A 15,726-nucleotide genomic window follows, 5' to 3' on the forward strand; every position below is an offset into this window, starting at 1 on the left:
GAACCGGAGTGCGCCCATGAGCACGCGCGTCGCCGAGAGCCCGGCGAGCCTCGCCGATCCGGACGAGCTCGCCCTCGGCCTGCCCGAGAGCTACCTCTCGGCCGGCAGCACCCTCGGATCGTGGCTCACCACCACCGACCACAAGCGGATCGCGATCCTCTACGCCCTGTCGGTGACGCTGTTCTTCTTCATCGGCGGCGTGGCCGCCACGATGGTGCGGCTGGAGCTGTTCACGCCCCAGGCCGACCTCGTCGGCGCCGACACCTACAACAAACTGTTCACGCTCCACGGCGTGATCATGGTCTGGTTCTTCCTGATCCCGTCGATCCCCACCACCTTCGGCAACTTCCTGCTGCCGCTGATGATCGGCGCGCGGGATCTGGCCTTCCCCAAGCTCAATCTCGCGAGCTGGTATCTCAACGTCCTCGGCGGTCTGACCACCACGGCCGCCGTGCTGGCGGGGGGCATCGACACCGGCTGGACCTTCTACGTCCCCTACTCCACCACCTTCTCCAACACCGCCGTGACGGTGGGCGTGATGGGGGTCTTCATCTCCGGCTTCTCGACGATCGCCACGGGGGTGAACTTCATCGCCACCACGCACCTGCTGCGGGCGCCCGGGATGACGTGGTTCCGCCTGCCGCTGTTCGTCTGGGCCATGTACACGACGAGCATCATCTTCGTGCTGGCGACGCCCGTCCTGGCGCTGACGCTGATCCTGGTCGCGGCCGAGCGGACGCTCGGGCTGCCGATCTTCGATCCCGCCCGCGGCGGCGACCCGATCCTCTACCAGCACCTGTTCTGGTTCTACTCGCACCCGGCCGTCTACATCATGCTCCTGCCCGGCATGGGCATCGTCTCGGAGGTGATCACCTGCTTCGCGCGGCGGCGGATCTTCGGCTACGAGTTCATGGTCTACGCCCTGGTGGCGATCGCGGTGATCGGCTTCTTCACCTGGGGCCACCACATGTTCACCTCAGGGATGTCGCCCTACGCGGCCCTGATCTTCTCGTTCCTGTCCTTCGTGGTCGCCGTGCCCTCGGCCATCAAGGTGTTCAACTGGACCGCCACGCTCTACCGCGGGCAGGTCGGGTTCGAATCGCCGATGCTCTACGTGCTGGGCTATATCGGCCTGTTCACGGTGGGCGGCCTGACCGGGCTGTTCCTGGCCTCGATCCCGATCGACGTCCACGTGCAGGACACCTACTTCGTCGTCGCGCATTTCCACTACATCATGGTCGGCGCGACCGTGTCGGCCTACTTCGCCGGCCTGCACTTCTGGTGGCCGAAATTCACCGGCCGCATGTACCCGGAGACCTGGGCGAAGTTCGCCGCGGTGCTGATGTTCTTCGGCTTCAACCTGACCTTCTTCCCGCAATTCATCGCGGGCTATCTCGGCATGCCGCGGCGCTACCACGTCTATCCGCCGGAATTCCAGGTCTGGAACGTGCTCTCCTCCTCGGGCGCCGCGGTGCTGGCCGCGGCCTACCTGATGCCGCTCGGTTACCTGACGTGGTCGCTGTTCTTCGGCGCCCGGGCGGTGAACGACCCGTGGAACGCCTCGGGGCTGGAATGGCGCACCACCTCGCCGCCGCCGCGGGACAACTTCTTCGGCCGCCCGGCGGTGCTCGGCAAGCCCTACAACTACCATCCGGAGGGTGCGGAGCCGGTGCACGACCAGCCGCGCATGCCCTCGCAGGGCTCGCTGACATGAGCGACCCCGCGATCGCCACCGAGGCGCTGCTGCGCGAACCCTGGGATGGCCTGAAGCTCCCGGAGGAGCAGGCGCTGTCCTATCAGCGCACCGGCGCCACCTTCGGCATCTGGATCTTCATCGCCAGCGAGGTGCTGTTCTTCGGGGCGCTGTTCCTGTTCTACACCGCCGTGCGGGCCGAGCACGCGGAGGCCTTCGCGGCCGCCGCCCGCGAGACCAACATCGTGTACGGCACGGTGAACACCGCGCTCCTGCTGACCAGCGGCCTGACCGCGGCGGCCGCCTCGCGGGCCTCCGAGCACGCCGCCCTGATCCGGCTGACCCGCTGGTGCCTCGTGGCCACCGCTCTGCTCGGCCTCGCCTTCCTGGTGGTGAAGGGGCTGGAATACCGCGAGGACATCGCCGAGCACCTCGTGCCGGGGCCGGGCTTCAAGCTGCCGGAGGCGTCCGCGCAGCTGTTCTTCGGCTTCTACTGGCTCTCGACGGCGATCCACGGGATCCATCTGATGATCGGCATCGGCCTCGTGGCGCGGCTGATCGTGATCGGCTGGCGCCATCCGGAGCGCATCCCCGGCAATCCGCAGGTGGAGGTCACCCTGCTCTACTGGGGGTTCGTCGACATGGTCTGGCTGTTCCTCTACCCGGCCCTGTATCTCGCGGGGCGGTCCGGATGAGCGCCCCCGTCTCCGCGGGCGCCGTGTGGCGCCGGGTGCTGCCGGTCTGGCTCGGCCTGATGGCGCTGCTGGCGCTCGCCTGCGCGGCCGCCTACGCGCCGCTGGGGCCCTGGACTGTGGCGGTGAGCTTCGGCATCGCCGCCACGCAGGCCCTGCTCGTCGCCCTGCTGTTCATGCGCCTGGACAGCGCGAGCGCCCTGATCCGGCTCACGGCGGCCTGCGGGCTGTTCTGGTCTGCGATCCTGTTCTCGCTCAGCCTCGCCGACGTGCTGAGCCGCCTCACCCGGACCTGAGCGACAGCATCCTGGGATCACAGGATCGTGTGACGGTCCTCACCCGGATGGGGGATGCGCCGCTCCGCCGGGACCCCTACGGTCAAGACGTACTCCGAGGTACGAGACCCCCCTTTACGAGACCCCCTTGCAGCCCGCCCGGCCCCGCCGCGGCGGGCTTCTTGTCGCCGACGCGACGCCTCGCGATGACCGCGGGGCGATGCCGCTTCCGGAGCCTGCTCGCCAGACGATCCTCATATTCGAGGATCTGTTCGCGCTTTGATGCGGCTTTATCTCACATTGAGTCGCCTTTAGACTGGATCACGACGGCAACGCGGGGAGCGCCGCCCCGGCCGGCCGGAGGTGACGATGGGCCAGACGACGATCAAGGACGTCGCGCGGCGGGCCGGCTTCAGCTTCCAGACGGTGTCGCTGGTCCTGAACCACCCCGAGAAGGTCGCCCGGACCACCCGCGCGACCATCGAGGCGGCCATGCGCGACCTCGATTTCGTGCCGAGCCTCGCGGCCCGCGCGCTGCGCAAGAAGCCGAGCCGCAGCATCGCCTGCGTGTCCTGCTTAGGCGCCGAGACCGTGGATGACGGGCCGGATCCGGCGCCGGAGGAGGACCAGGGCCTCGTGCTGCAGGCCTTCGCGCAGGTGACCGACCAGCACGGCTACACGCTGATCCACCGGCGCTGCCGCAGCGGCGACCCGGACAGCCTGGCCCGGATCGCGAGCCTCGTGAGCGAGGCCCGGGCCGACGGGCTGGTGATCTTCGCCGAGCGGCGGGACGATCCGCTGATCGCGCTGCTGCGGGCCAAGCGCGTCCCGTTCGTGGTGTTCGGCCTCGACGTGCCGGGCGCGCATTGTGCCGCGCGGGCCGAGCGCGACGCGGTCCACGAGGCCGTCGCCTACCTCGCGCGGACCGGCAGCCGCGCGATCGGCTTCCTCGGGGGCGCGCGTGCGGCCGAACGGTTCCGGGGCTATCGGGACGCCCTGGCGGAGGCGGGGCTGCCCGTGTCGGCCGATCTCGTCGCGCCGTGCGACTGGACCTCCGCGGACGGCTACCGGGCGACATGCGCCCTGCTCGACCGTCCGTCCCGCCCGGACGCGATCGTGGCGGCCAACGATCGGGTGGCGTTCGGCGTGCTGAAGGCGCTGCACGACCGGGGCGTGCGCGTGCCCGGAGATGTCCGCGTCGTCGGCTTCGACAACCTCGCCCAGGGCGCCTACACGATCCCGAGCCTGACCTCGATCGCGGTGCCGACCCTCGACATGGTGCGCTTCGCCTTCGCGACGCTGGTGGCGGTGATCGAGGGCGCGCGCGCGCCGGACGACCTCGCCCGGAAGCTTTTTGCTACCCGCCTCGTCCTGCGTGAATCCACGGCGGCCCGGACGCAGCCATAGGGCCGGGCGGCCCTACTCCGCGGCGAGCACCGGGTCGGTTTCTCCGCCCCCGAACTGGGCCGCGTGCAGGCGGCCATAGGCGCCCCCGGCGGCGAGCAGAGCCGCGTGGCGGCCCTGTTCGACCACGCCGCCCGCCCCCAGCACCACGATCCGGTCGGCGTCGCGGATGGTGGCAAGCCGGTGGGCGATCACCAGGGTGGTGCGCCCGCGGGCGAGGTCGGCGAGCGCCCGCTGGATCTCCCGCTCGGTCTGCGTATCGAGCGCCGAGGTCGCCTCGTCGAGGATCAGGATCGGCGGGTTCTTCAAAAAGACCCGCGCGATGGCGATGCGCTGCTTCTGCCCGCCCGACAGGCGCACGCCGCGCTCGCCCACCACCGTGTCGAGCCCCTCGGCCAAGCTGTCGATCAGCTCGCCGAGCCGGGCGCGTCTTGCGGCCGCGTCGATCTCGGCCTCGGTGGCGTCGAGGCGGCCATAGGCGATGTTCTCCCGGATCGTCCCCGCGAACAGGAACACGTCCTGCTGCACGATGCCGATCTGGCGGCGCAGGGAGGCGAGCGTGATGTCGCGGATGTCGATCCCGTCGACGGTGATCCGGCCGGCTTCCACCTCGTAGAAGCGCGGCAGCAGGGCGCAGAGCGTGGTCTTGCCGACCCCCGAGGGGCCGACGAAGGCCACGGTCTCGCCCGCCGCCACCGCGAGGTCGAGGCCGGAAAAGACCGGGCGGCCCGGGCCGTAGCCGAAGCCCACCCCCTCGAAGCGGATGTCGCCGCGTAAGGATTCCACAGCCCGGGCATCGGGCCGGTCGGTGATGTCGGGTTCGGTGGCGAGCAGCGCCTGGAAGCGCCGGAAGCCCGCAACCCCTTTTGGATACGTCTCGACGACGGCGCCGATCTTCTCCAGCGGCCGGTAGAACACGCCGACCAGCAGCAGGAAGCCCACGAAGCCGCCGGGCGTCAGGTCGCCCCGGACCACGAAGGCGGCGCCCCCGAGCAGCACCGCGATCTGCACGAGGCGCAGGCCGAGATAGTTGATCGACAGCCCCGCCGCCATCAGCCGGTAGGCCTCGAGCTTGGTGTCCCGGTAGCGGGCGTTGTCGCGGGCGAACAGGGCGCGCTCGTGCGGCTCGTTGGCAAACGCCTGCACCACCCGCATGCCGCCGACATTCTCCTCGATCCGGGCGTTGAAGGCGCCGACCCGTCCGTACTGCGCCTGCCAGTTCCGGGTCATGCGGCCGCCGTAGCGAATCGACACGAAGGCGATCACCGGCAGGATCGCCCCGGTGATCAGCGCCAGCGGCGCGTGGACCATCAGCATCAGCGCGAAGGCGCCGATCAGCGTCATGATCGCGATGAACAGGTCCTCGGGCCCGTGATGGGCGACCTCGCCGATCTCCTCCAGGTCCTTGGTCACCCGGGCGACGAGGTGGCCGGTCTTCTGGCCGTCGTAGAAGCGGAACGAGAGCTTCTGCAGGTGGTCGAAGGCCCGTTCCCGCATCGTGGTCTCGATGTTGATGCCGAGCACGTGGCCCCAGTAGGTGACCACCACCATCAGCCCGGCATTGGCGACGTAGACCAGCGCCAAAGCCGCCGCGGCGAGCAGGATCAGGCCCCAATCCTGCCGGGGCAGCAGGCTGTCGATGAAGCCCTTCACGGCGACGGGAAAGCCGAGCTCCAGCAGGCCCGACAGCACCGCGCAGCCGAAATCGACCAGGAACAGGGTCCGGTACGGCCGGTAATAGGCGAGGAAGGCCTTCAGCATCGCGGCTCGAATCAAGTCTGGGCGGCGCACGCGGCGGGGCAGAGCGCGCCGCAGGACGGCACCCCCGGCAGGCGGTGGCGCAGGCAGCAGACCCGCCGCCGCCGGCAGCCCGGCGCCCCCGGGCAGAGCGCCTGCGACAGCGGGCTCTTAGAACAGGCGGGGCCGGCGCGCCATCCGAGGCCGGACGCGACGTCGTCACAGGCCGCATCCGCCCCGTCCCCGAGTTCCCGCGCGACGTAGTCGAGGATCACGGCGGCGTTGCCCCAGAGGATGCGCGGGGCGATGCCGCAGCGGGCGTGGCACAGTTCCACGAAGGGGCGCAGATGCGCCTCCACCAGCCCGGCGAGGCCGGGGGCCGGGCAGGATCCGCACCCCTTCGCGGGCAGGCGGAAGCGGCAGGGCCGCCCGGCCCCGTCGCGCTCGAGGCTCAGCGCGTCGAAGGCGAGCGGCAGCGGGCGGCCGAGGCGGACCAGGGCGGTCAGGGCCGGCGTCGCCAGGGCCGCGAGGTAGAACTGGCTCCAGTACGAGACCAGGACGCGCCGGTCGCAAGGGGCGCAGCCCGCCTCCGGGCCAAGCCCCGCCGCGGGGCCAAGCCCCGCCGCGAAGGCATCGAGCGTCGCGTCGAACACGAGCGGGTCGCGCAACGCCCCGAGCGGCAGCGCCCCCGGACCGCCGGGGCCGTCGGCGACGCCGTCCCGATAGGCGGCGAGGGAATCGGGGACCCGGGCGGCGACCTCTTCGGCGATCATCGCAGGGCCGCCCGGTCGGCCCGCAGGGTCCGGCCCACCGCGACGGCGAGCCACGCGACCGCGGCGGCGTAGGGCGGCAGGGTGGCGGCGAAGTAGCCCGGCCAGCCGATCCAGCCGGCGAGCGCGGGGGCCGCGACCCGCAGGGGCATCGCGGCGAAGAAGGCCGCGCCGAACAGCAGCGCGTAATCGGTGGCCGGGCTCGATCCCTGCGCCCAGCGGTAGATCATGTTGAACACCGGCACGCCGAGGAACCCGCCCGCGACGAAGCTCAGCACCGTGGCGGCGATGGCGAGATCCGCCATCCGGCCGGCGCAGGCCCCGGCCATCAGGCCCCCGGAGGCGAGGACGCCGGCGGCACCGAACGCGATCAGCCGCACCGTGCCGAACCGGGTGGCGAGCCCGCCCGCCGCCAGCGCCATGACGAGGTTGACCGAAGGCAGGATGGTGCCGGTCAGGAACCCCACCTGCCCGAGGGGCACGCCGAGATCGAGCAGCGCCAGGGTGTTGGATCCGGAGAGCAGGTAGGCGGACGCGAAATAGGCCCCGAGCACGAGCACCCGCCCGCCGAGGACGCGCAGGCGCGCGAGCGAGCCCGACCGAAGTTCCGGCCGGCCCCCGGCCCCGCGGCGCTGGGCCTCCGGGTAGACCAGGATCGGCAGGAGGCAGAGGGCGTCCAGCGCCGCGCAGGCCAGGACGGCCCCGTACCAGCCGAGCCGGTCGTAGGAGCCGACCAGAACGCCGACGCCCAGGATCCCGCCGAGCGAGGCCCCGCACAGCTTGGCCGAGGCGACGAGGGCGCGCCGGTCCGCCGGCACGGTCTCGACCACCAGGGCTTCGAGGGCGATGTCCATGGTGGCCACGCAGGCGCAGGCCGCCACCGCCAGGGCGAGGAGGAGCGGGAGCGGCCAGTGCGCGCCGAAGCTGAGGAGGACGAGCAGGAGCACCGTCGCCCCCTGCGCGGCCGCGATCCAGCCGATGCGGTGCGGGAGGGCCGGCAGGTGCAGGCGGTCGAGGAGCGGCGCCCAGAGGACGGTGAGCCCGACCGGCAGGTTGATCAGCTGCAGCAGCCCGACCTCGGCGAGTTCCACCCCCCGCGCCCGCAGGATCAGCGGCGCCCCGCCCGACAGGAAGCCGAGCGTCGCCCCGAAGGTCACGTACAGGCAGAAGAACGGCGCCAGCGGGCGCAAGGCCGCCAGGGTGTCGGTGACCCGGATGCCGATGGCGTGTCCTGCCGCCATGGGTCTATGCCCGGGATCCGGCGCCGGGATGACCGTCCATCCGGCGGCTACAGTTTATAATCACACCAATCTATTGATGAACCTCAGTTTTTGCTGACTATAGAGGTTGATGTCGGGGATCAAGCCTGGGCTATGGAGCCGCTGCGCGGCCCCGTCCTCGCGACGGGATCGGACCCGATCGACCCGCGCAGCCGGGGATGAGACCCGGGCGTTAACACTCTATCAACCATAATCCGGGCAGATTTTCCCATCGTGAGCTCAGCCTGGAGGAACGATCCATGACGCGGCGCCGGGACTTCGACGCGCTGAGCGAGGCGCAGATCGCCGCGGGACGCACGCAGAAGCGCTGGGTCGCGCCGAAGGCCGCGTTCCGGCCCGCCGGACCGTTGGCGGTGTCGGACCTCCTCGACACGATCCAGCACGTCGCCGAGGCGGCCACGGGCGAGCGCAGCTTCCTGCACCTGCGCCCCGCAGGGACCGGCACAAGGGGGCGCTGAGCTCCCGCGTCAGGCTCCGGTTCCGGTCACGTCCCGGACGGTCCGCTTCGCCTGCCGCCACGTCCGCCAGGGTTCGAGATTCGAGAGCGCCATCCGGCGCGCGCCGAGCCAGCCGAGCCAGAGCGCCATCACCAGGAAGGGCGCGGCGACGATCAAAGCCGCCGGCGCCTCGGAGCCCAGCGGCAGCGCCAGCAGCTTCACCACCCCGTCGAGGCCGAGGAAGAAGGTCACGATCAGGAGGATCGGAATCGTCCCGACGATGGCGACCAGCGAGACGATCGCCCGGACATTGCCGTCGATCTCGGTCCGCGCCAGCGTCAGCAGCGCCTCGACATGCGCGGTGCCCTCGCGCAGGGCCGCGATCAGCAGAGCCAGGGTTCCGTCAGGGGTGTTTCTGTCAGGGGTTTGGCGCATGGTGCCGGATCTTCCGTGAACAGCCGCGGGCCAACGGGTCCGCCGGCCGATGCGTTCCGCCCTGCCTGCTTACAGGAGCAGCAGCACGGCCCCGAGCACGAGCAACGTCGCGAGGCCCGCCAGGGCGACGGCCCGGTTGACTCCCGCCCCGTCATCCGGATCGGCCTGAGGCGGCGGGATCGCGTGCGACCCGGCGGTCGTCGTGGAAGCCGCCGCGTCCGCGCCCTCCGCCGCCCGGACCGGCGGGACGGGGCCGGGATCCCGTGCCGGGAGGGTCAGGGCGGTCGTGGGCGGCTTGTCGGCGGGCGGCCCGAAAACGTCCGGCTCGACGCTGATCCCGGCCGCCTCCAGCTCCAGCATCACCAGGACGAGATCGTCGACATCCATGCGCTCCACCGGCAGCGCGTCCCGCAGCTCCTCCGCCGAGAGTTCTCCACGGTCCCGCCCGCGGGCGATGAGCCGGTCGAGGGTCCCGCGATCGATGGTCTGGGACATGTCCGGCCTCCGTTCCGGCCTCCCGCCGGCTGGTCCGTGGCCAACGCGCGAGCGTGGGGGCGGTTACCGGCCTCAGGGGGTGACGACGGCCTTGGCGGGCAGGGCCTCGCCCGGCGCCAGACCGGCCGCGCCGGGCCGGGGCCGGAGCATCGGCCGCTCCACGCAGTACCAGCTCAGGATCCCGAGGGGGAGCGCGGCCGCGAGCGTCAGGGCTGCCCCCGTCCAGGGGGAGAGCCCCGGCACCCGGGCGATCAGCAGGTTCTGGATCGGCCACGCGTAGAGATAGAGCCCGTAGGAGGGATCGACCTGCGCGGTGGCGCGGCTGAGCGCGAGGGGCCGGACCGCGAAGGCGAACCAGAAGATCAGGTAGCCGCCGAGCAGCGCGAAGGCCGGCTCGGCGAGCGGCGGGCTGAACAGCAGCGGCAGGAGCAGCAGGGCGGCCAAAGCCGCGCCCCGGCCCGTATAGGCGATCCGGTCGGCGAAGAGCTGGAAGGCGCCGCCGCAGGCGAACACGAAGGCGAGGCGGATCATCTCCGACAGGGAGCCGAGCCCGTCGCCCGGCTGCCCGATCGGCAGGCAGAGCCGGCGCAGGACGAGCAGGCCGCCGAGACCCGCCAGGATCGCGAGGTAGCGGCCCCGCCGCCGCAGGGCGCGGGCGGTGCCGACGAGCCCGAGCAGCAGGTAGCAGCCGAACTCGCAGGGGATCGTCCACATCGACCCGTCGAGCAGCGGATAGGGCAGGTCCGCGAAGGCGCCCGGCACCACCGGCATGAGCAGCAGGGCCAGCCGGACCAGGGTCTCAGGGAGCGAGAGAGCCGCGGGGTCGCCCCCGGCCGGGGGCGCGACGACGCCGATGCACAGGAGCGAAGCCACCACGAAGCCCGGGTAGATCCGCCGCACCCGCCGCATCAGGTAGTCGGCGAAGGAGCGCTTGGCCCGGTAGCTCGCGGTGATCAGGTAGCCGCTCACGAGGAAGAAGCCGTCGACCGCCACCTCCCCGAACGACAGGGTGCCGAACACCCGGGTAAGCAGCTCGCGCGACCGGTCCCCGTCCGCCAGTTCGGGGGCGTGGGCGAGGATCACCAGAGCCGCGAACAGGAGGCGCAGCGTCCCGAAATTGTTCGCCCGGCCGGCCACCGCCTTCGCCACCCCTGCCCGCTCCACAATCCGTCTGACCGGCCCAGGGGCCGGCGAATCAGGCGTCCCTACAAGGGCACGGCGGCAACACCGGGGCGGGATCTGCCGACACGCTTGCGGCGGCCCTGGATCGGGGCTCCGCCCCGACACCCCGCCAAAGGGCTCGCCCTTTGGGAACCCAGCTCCCGCGGGCTCGACGGCTCAGGCCGACCCGGCCGAGCGCTTCGCCTGCCGCACGACCTCCTCCGGCGTCGGCGGGTTGGCCGGATGATAGGACAGGCAGAGCGGCGTGCGCAGCTTGGCCGGGCGCCCCGAGCCCTCGGTGGCGAAGTAGAACTCCCCCGCCCCCAGCTTGCCGATATCGGCGGCGCTGCCCCCGCTCGCCGCCAGGATCTCCTGGGCGGCCGCGATGGTCGCGGGTGCGCTCTGGCGGCCGAAGAACTGCGTGGTGCAGTTCGAGACCACCTGATTGTGGATGCCCCGCGGCACCTGCGTCGCCACGATCATGCCGAGCCCGTATTTCCGGCCCTGCGCCACCAGCTTGATGCCGCTGCCGAGGCTCGGCGAGGCCCCCTGGGCCGGCAGGAAGGTCTGCGCCTCGTCGATCACGTAGAGCAGGCCGCGGGGCTGCGGGTTCTTCTTGATCCAGCCGAACAGCGCCATCTGGAGCCGGTTCACGAAATCCAGCCGGGCCGCCTCCGAGGCGAGGCCCGACAGGTTGATCACCGAGATGCGGGTGCGCGCCGGGTCGCGCCCGAAGAACAGGTGGCGCGGATCGAGCACCGTGCCCTCGACCTTGAGCAGCGGGTTCGTGGCGATCGCCGCGCGCAGCTGGTCGGCCATGCCGGCCGCGTGCTTGGCGGCGTTGCCGATGTCGCTGATCCCGTCGGGCAGGTCGGCGAGCAGGGCGATGAAATCGCCGAGCTTGCCGCCGCCGCGTTCCGAAAAATGCTGGAGCGCCCCCGCGAGCACGCCGCGCAGGAGGTTGGTCTTGGCGCCCGCGAGCGGCCCGAGGGTCTCGGCCGCCATCTCGATCGCCTGCTGGCGCTCGTCGCGATCCTCGCCCAGCTCCGCGAAATCGGGCAGGACCGAGAGGAACAGCGGATTGCCGGCATGGACGCCCGGCGTCCAGACCACGACCTCGACCCGCTCGGCGTAGAGCGCCGCCTTGTGCGCGTCCTCCGGCGAAAACCCCTTCGGCGGGTCCGGCCACGGGTCGCCGAGCCGCGCGAGATCGTTGTTGGGATCGATCACGATGGCGGGGAGCCCCGCCAGGGCGGCCTCCTCCACGAGGCGGCGCAGCAGCACGGTCTTGCCCGATCCCGAACCCGCGATGATCGCCGTGTGCCGGGGCAGCAGGCGCAGCGGCAGGCTGACCGCGGGGGCGTCGGGGGTGAGCCGGTGGCCGACCGGGATCGCGTCGGGCGCGGGCTCCGGCACCGCGGGAGCGCCCCGGGATCCCTCCGCCGGCCGGCCGGCATCCGCCTTCGCGTCCGACATGCCCGCGGCCGCGGGACGCCCGGCAGCGGCCTTCGCGGTGGCCTTCGGGGTGTCTTTCGGAGCGGCCGGGCGCTCGGCAGCCGCTTCGACCCCCGACGAGGCCGGCTTCGCCCCGCTGCCCGCGCCATGGGCGAGGCCCGCCGCCCGGAAGAAGGCGGTCTTCGCCAGGGGCTGCTCGGCGCGGATCCAGCGCTCGAACCGGTCGGAGATGCCCTCGTCCTGCGCCCAGGCGCGCAGGTCGCGCAGGCCGGCGAAGACCCGCAGGTCGTCGTCGGACGGATCGAGCGCCCGGCCGCCCGCCGCCGTGAACGCGTCGACGAGCTGCTTCGTCTTGGCCCCGCCCGGCATCGGCCCGCGGCGGACGAGCAGCAGCTCCCGGTCGGGGATGCGCGGCGAGATCCCCGAGGCGGTCAGCGCCGCCCGCAGGCGGGCCTGGAACGCGATGGCGTTCTGGTGCTGGAGCGCCCGGTAGCAGACGTGCCGCTCGCGGTCGTTCTGGTCGCGGTGGATGAAGATCAGGCGTCCATGAAGCGGCGGGATTCTCTGGTCCGGCTCCCCCTTGCTGGCGACGTCGAGGGAATCGTCGGGGTCGTCCTCCAGGGCGTAGAGGTCGAAGACGTCGCGCAGGAGCTGGCCGAGCCAGCGGTCCTCGTCGCTGCGGATGCCCGCGATGTCGGCCGCGGCGCTGGCCTTGGGGAGGTCGAATTCGGTTTTGAGCTTCCCGTCCACCTTGGCGTCCACCGTCACGCCGAGGTCGCCGCATTCCGTGACCGCCCCGTCCGCGAGGCAGCGGCGGCGGAAGGCGTCGCAGCGCATCAGCAGGGTGCGCGGCATCATGTTGGCGGCGGCGGCGGCGGCGATGGCGCCCTCGCTGAACGGCCAGGTCGGGAACTCGGCCTCGAACCCGGCCTCCGCGTAGGCCGGGGCGAGCCGGCTGGCCACCAGGGCGGTGGCGGCGGTGCGCTCGTTCATGCCGAGCAGACCCGTCGGCTCCGCGAAGCGTTCCAGCATCGACTTCAGGCTGCGCGCGCTGAGGCGCTGCCAGGATTCCTCCAGACAGGTCACCACCGTCATGCTGCGGTCGCAGACGATGTTGACCTCGAGCAGGCCTGCGGCCAGCACCTCGGCGAGGCCGGCCTCCGCGTCGAGCCCGTCCTGGACGGCGAGCCGGCTGCTCTCGATGATCCCGTCGATCTGGTCGACCGCGACCAGCGTCGGCCCGCTGAGCGCCATGATCCAGCACATGCCGCGCACGAGCTCGACCGGGGCCGGCGGCGGCGTCTTGAAGCCCAAGGCGGCCCGTTCCGTGGGGTCGGCGTCGTAGCCCTGCAGCCAGGCATGGGCGAGGCCGGCCACGCCGAAATCCTGTGAGCGCAGCAGGCAGAGCGCCCGGAACACGTCGAAATGCTTGAGCGCGCGGCCCGCATCGATGCTCATCGGTGCCTTGATCAACACCTCGACGATTCGGCGCGCATCTGCGTCTGGGTGTTTGAAGAACGCTTCAACGTGCGCTTCGACGCCGAAGCGACGCGCCACCCCGGCCAGCACGGCATCGGATTGCCGCCGCCCGTCCGGCATCGTCTGCAGCAGGGCGGTGACGAAGCTCAGGGCGGCGCTGCGCCAGAAATCCGTGAGCCCGAGGACGTCGAGCGGCACGAACCACGCCCCCGTGCGCCACGCCTCCTGCCGGATCTGCCCGACGAGGTGCGTCTTGCCGACCCCGGCCGGACCCACGAAGACGCGGCCGAGGGCGCGGTCGGCGGGCTTGCGGGCCTTGGCGTGGAGGTCGGCGACGAGGTCGGGGACGAGCCGCTCGTTCGGGCTGCCGGTGGGCGGGGTATCGACCCAGATGCTGTCGAGGGTGCGTACCCAGTCGAAATCGACCCGGCGCAGGGCGTCGAGGGCATCGGTCATGACTGGATCCGGAGGATGTGGAAGGGCTCGCCCGCGGGGCTGAACGCCGCCTCGCGCTCGGCGTCATCGAGCGACCGGGGGTCGCTGAACTGGCTCAGCCGCGCGGTCCTGTCGCCTTTCAGGATTGCCGCAAGGCCCGCATCGACCGTCGCGCGGTCGAGGTCGGCGAGTTCGGCGCGCAGCGCGCTCAAGCGCACGGCCTTGGCCCGCTCCCCGCCGGTCAGCGCCAGATAGGCCGCCTCGATCCGCGTGCGAATGTGTTCGGGGCTGAGAGGAGGCGTGGGGCTCGTCGTTTTCCCAAGAGGGACTGTCTTCCGTGAGCCGGTCCTCTTCCTGGGGGCGGGCGCTTCCGGAGGGCCAGCTGATTTCTTGGCGCCACCCTTTTTGCGGGAACTGACCGCTTTCTCGGTGCGCGCGGTCCTCTCGTTGCCGTCAGCTGTCTTCGCGCCCTTCGCCGCCTTCGAACCTTCCGCCTTTGGGGGCGCCTCGGCCGCCTTCTTGCGCGTCGTTGGTGTCTCCGGTGGCGGCTCGTCGGGGACAGGACCGACGAAATCGGCCAGCGGGCGACCGCTTGCGGCAAGGTCAGCCCCGATTCGCCGCAGCCAGTCCTGCAGCACCCGGAAGGCCGGCGGCAGGGCGACGTCCATGTGGGTCCCCGCCCAGTTCCAGCCCTTGTCGGTGACGGTCAGCCGCAGCGCGCGCGCCTGCTTCTCCACTGTGAGGTGGCCCCCCGCGACCAGGGCCGTGCGGTCCGCTGGCTTGACCTCCGGCACGAGCGTGCCCTGGAGAGCGGTTCCGCCCCGGCCGAGGAGGCACCAGAGCATCAGGGCCTGCTGCGGCGTCGGCGAATCACTCATCGGCTGAACCCCCCTCCTGCGCGCCGCAGGCGGACCACGGCGCGGATCTTCTCGATGGCGAGCGGAAGGTCGGCCGCCACCTGATCGTTGGTCAAGCGCAGAACCAGGTAGCCGGCGGTCAGCAGCTCGTAATCCCGGTGGCGATCGGCGCCGAACTTGGGCTCGGCCCGGTGCTCGGGGCCGTCGAGTTCCACCACCACGCGCAGCGTCGGGCAGAGCAGATCGACCCGCGGCCGTGCCCCCCAGGCGCCGACCGGGACCGGGGCGTTGCAGACGAACAGGCCCGCGAGGTCCGGATCCTGCCCCAAAGCCGTCGCCACCCGCCGCTCGATATCGCTCGCCGGGATGCCGCCGGGGGCCGGGATGAAGCGCTCCGCGACCGGCCGGTCCGCCTCCGCGAAGGCGTGGGCGCCGTAGAGGATCCGGTCGTAGGGGGGCGCCTCGGGCGGTTCGGCGGCGAGCGCCGCCACCGAAGCGACCCCGTGCCGGGCGCACCATTCCAGGGCCTCGATCGCCGGCCGGGCGCGGGCGGGCGAGGCCGGATCGATCTCCCAGATCAGGACGAGCCCGGCGGGATCGATCGCCTGCGCGAGGCGCCGCAACTCGAGGTCATGCGCCAACCGGCGGAAGCGCGGCGCGAGGCCGAGCCGCGCGCGCTTTGCGGCCGCCTTCAGCCAGGGATCGGCGCTGACCGGGGCCACGGAGGCGTCGCGGCCGTGCCAGTGCGGCCAGCGCGCACGGGCGAGATCCGCCAGATCGTCGAGGAGCTGGTCGATGCATGCCGTGCCGGACCGGTCCGCATCCGCGACCAGGAGCGCGCTGCGCTCCGTGCCCTCCGATACGAGGGCGCCGATGGTCGCGCGGCCGGCACCCAGGACGACGAGGCGTTCGCCGGGCCCGAGCGCGGCGATGCGCCGGGCCAAGTCGCCTGCCGTGATCTGCGGCCGTGCCACGATGCCGAGCTGGGGGGACATGTGCAAACCGAGACCGCACCGTCGGCGTGCTGCCGGCGCCTCCGCCCCGCAGCCCTTCTTCGGGTCTATACAGCACAGCTTCGCGCGTCTGGCTACGCCCGTGACATCTTCAGGTTGTTATAGCGT

Annotated in this window: 14 protein-coding genes; 5 read left to right on the top strand and 9 right to left on the bottom strand. The window is 71.9% G+C overall.

The window, feature by feature from the left end; all coding sequences use genetic code 11:
- Nucleotides 1–16: 16 nt before the first annotated feature.
- The 4 genes from ctaD (at nt 17) to FVE89_RS21790 (ending at nt 4,067) form a co-directional block, all read left to right on the top strand.
- On the top strand, nt 17–1,714 hold the full coding sequence (gene ctaD, locus FVE89_RS21775; protein ID WP_160536362.1) for a cytochrome c oxidase subunit I: 1,698 nt from the start codon (nt 17–19) through the stop codon (nt 1,712–1,714).
- Nucleotides 1,711–2,388: a cytochrome c oxidase subunit 3 gene (locus FVE89_RS21780; RefSeq protein WP_160536363.1), complete on the top strand. Its 678-nt coding sequence runs from the start codon at nt 1,711–1,713 to the stop codon at nt 2,386–2,388. The genes ctaD and FVE89_RS21780 overlap by 4 nt, the downstream gene beginning before the upstream one ends.
- On the top strand, nt 2,385–2,681 hold the full coding sequence (locus FVE89_RS21785) for a cytochrome C oxidase subunit IV family protein (protein ID WP_160536364.1): 297 nt from the start codon (nt 2,385–2,387) through the stop codon (nt 2,679–2,681). Before FVE89_RS21780 ends, FVE89_RS21785 begins: the two co-directional genes overlap by 4 nt.
- Nucleotides 2,682–3,029: 348 nt before the next feature.
- On the top strand, nt 3,030–4,067 hold the full coding sequence (locus FVE89_RS21790; protein WP_160536365.1) for a LacI family DNA-binding transcriptional regulator: 1,038 nt from the start codon (nt 3,030–3,032) through the stop codon (nt 4,065–4,067).
- A 12-nt stretch (nt 4,068–4,079) separates the two neighbouring features.
- Here the strand turns inward: FVE89_RS21790 and FVE89_RS21795 are convergent, their stop codons facing one another.
- The 3 genes from FVE89_RS21795 to FVE89_RS21805 are packed head-to-tail and all read right to left on the bottom strand — an operon-like array spanning nt 4,080 to nt 7,812.
- Nucleotides 4,080–5,825: an ABC transporter ATP-binding protein gene (locus FVE89_RS21795; RefSeq protein ID WP_160536366.1), complete on the bottom strand. Its 1,746-nt coding sequence runs from the start codon at nt 5,823–5,825 to the stop codon at nt 4,080–4,082.
- 11 nt (nt 5,826–5,836) lie between these two features.
- Nucleotides 5,837–6,574 carry a siderophore-iron reductase FhuF gene (fhuF, locus tag FVE89_RS21800; RefSeq protein WP_160536367.1) on the bottom strand — a complete coding sequence of 246 codons (738 nt, stop codon included), beginning with the start codon at nt 6,572–6,574 and terminating at the stop codon, nt 5,837–5,839.
- Nucleotides 6,571–7,812: an MFS transporter gene (locus FVE89_RS21805; protein WP_160536368.1), complete on the bottom strand. Its 1,242-nt coding sequence runs from the start codon at nt 7,810–7,812 to the stop codon at nt 6,571–6,573. Before FVE89_RS21805 ends, fhuF begins: the two co-directional genes overlap by 4 nt.
- A 278-nt stretch (nt 7,813–8,090) precedes the next feature.
- Between FVE89_RS21805 and FVE89_RS21810 the strand changes: the two genes are divergently transcribed.
- Complete coding sequence (locus tag FVE89_RS21810; protein WP_160536369.1) at nt 8,091–8,309, top strand: hypothetical protein; 219 nt, start codon at nt 8,091–8,093, stop codon at nt 8,307–8,309.
- 9 nt (nt 8,310–8,318) lie between these two features.
- Here FVE89_RS21810 and FVE89_RS21815 read toward each other — a convergent pair whose 3' ends face one another.
- From FVE89_RS21815 to FVE89_RS21840, 6 genes are all read right to left on the bottom strand, one after another.
- On the bottom strand, nt 8,319–8,723 hold the full coding sequence (locus FVE89_RS21815) for a phage holin family protein (protein WP_160536370.1): 405 nt from the start codon (nt 8,721–8,723) through the stop codon (nt 8,319–8,321).
- A 69-nt stretch (nt 8,724–8,792) separates the two neighbouring features.
- A complete protein-coding gene (locus FVE89_RS21820) occupies nt 8,793–9,218 on the bottom strand; it encodes an RNA polymerase sigma factor region1.1 domain-containing protein (protein WP_160536371.1) in 426 nt (141 codons plus the stop codon).
- A gap of 72 nt (nt 9,219–9,290) precedes the next feature.
- On the bottom strand, nt 9,291–10,367 hold the full coding sequence (locus FVE89_RS21825; protein WP_160536372.1) for an acyltransferase: 1,077 nt from the start codon (nt 10,365–10,367) through the stop codon (nt 9,291–9,293).
- 189 nt (nt 10,368–10,556) lie between these two features.
- Entirely contained in the window at nt 10,557–13,769 is a 3,213-nt protein-coding gene (locus tag FVE89_RS21830) for an ATP-binding protein (protein WP_160536373.1), read from the bottom strand.
- A complete protein-coding gene (locus FVE89_RS30635; RefSeq protein WP_202130983.1) occupies nt 13,766–14,626 on the bottom strand; it encodes a hypothetical protein in 861 nt (286 codons plus the stop codon). The genes FVE89_RS21830 and FVE89_RS30635 overlap by 4 nt, the downstream gene beginning before the upstream one ends.
- Nucleotides 14,623–15,600 carry a DUF559 domain-containing protein gene (locus FVE89_RS21840; RefSeq protein ID WP_160536374.1) on the bottom strand — a complete coding sequence of 326 codons (978 nt, stop codon included), beginning with the start codon at nt 15,598–15,600 and terminating at the stop codon, nt 14,623–14,625. Before FVE89_RS21840 ends, FVE89_RS30635 begins: the two co-directional genes overlap by 4 nt.
- Nucleotides 15,601–15,726: the final 126 nt, after the last annotated feature.

Source organism: Methylobacterium sp. 2A, assembly GCF_009806555.1.
In the GTDB taxonomy this organism is placed as follows: Bacteria; Pseudomonadota; Alphaproteobacteria; order Rhizobiales; family Beijerinckiaceae; genus Methylobacterium.

Bases quoted from the DNA above. Each gene is read 5' to 3' on its own strand.
- ctaD (WP_160536362.1), top strand. From the start codon at position 17: ATGAGCACGCGCGTCGCCGAGAGCCCGGCGAGCCTCGCCGATCCGGAC.
- FVE89_RS21780 (WP_160536363.1), top strand. From the start codon at position 1,711: ATGAGCGACCCCGCGATCGCCACCGAGGCGCTGCTGCGCGAACCCTGG.
- FVE89_RS21785 (WP_160536364.1), top strand. From the start codon at position 2,385: ATGAGCGCCCCCGTCTCCGCGGGCGCCGTGTGGCGCCGGGTGCTGCCG.
- FVE89_RS21790 (WP_160536365.1), top strand. From the start codon at position 3,030: ATGGGCCAGACGACGATCAAGGACGTCGCGCGGCGGGCCGGCTTCAGC.
- FVE89_RS21795 (WP_160536366.1), bottom strand. From the start codon at position 5,825: ATGCTGAAGGCCTTCCTCGCCTATTACCGGCCGTACCGGACCCTGTTC.
- fhuF (WP_160536367.1), bottom strand. From the start codon at position 6,574: ATGATCGCCGAAGAGGTCGCCGCCCGGGTCCCCGATTCCCTCGCCGCC.
- FVE89_RS21805 (WP_160536368.1), bottom strand. From the start codon at position 7,812: ATGGCGGCAGGACACGCCATCGGCATCCGGGTCACCGACACCCTGGCG.
- FVE89_RS21810 (WP_160536369.1), top strand. From the start codon at position 8,091: ATGACGCGGCGCCGGGACTTCGACGCGCTGAGCGAGGCGCAGATCGCC.
- FVE89_RS21815 (WP_160536370.1), bottom strand. From the start codon at position 8,723: ATGCGCCAAACCCCTGACAGAAACACCCCTGACGGAACCCTGGCTCTG.
- FVE89_RS21820 (WP_160536371.1), bottom strand. From the start codon at position 9,218: ATGTCCCAGACCATCGATCGCGGGACCCTCGACCGGCTCATCGCCCGC.
- FVE89_RS21830 (WP_160536373.1), bottom strand. From the start codon at position 13,769: ATGACCGATGCCCTCGACGCCCTGCGCCGGGTCGATTTCGACTGGGTA.
- FVE89_RS30635 (WP_202130983.1), bottom strand. From the start codon at position 14,626: ATGAGTGATTCGCCGACGCCGCAGCAGGCCCTGATGCTCTGGTGCCTC.
- FVE89_RS21840 (WP_160536374.1), bottom strand. From the start codon at position 15,600: ATGTCCCCCCAGCTCGGCATCGTGGCACGGCCGCAGATCACGGCAGGC.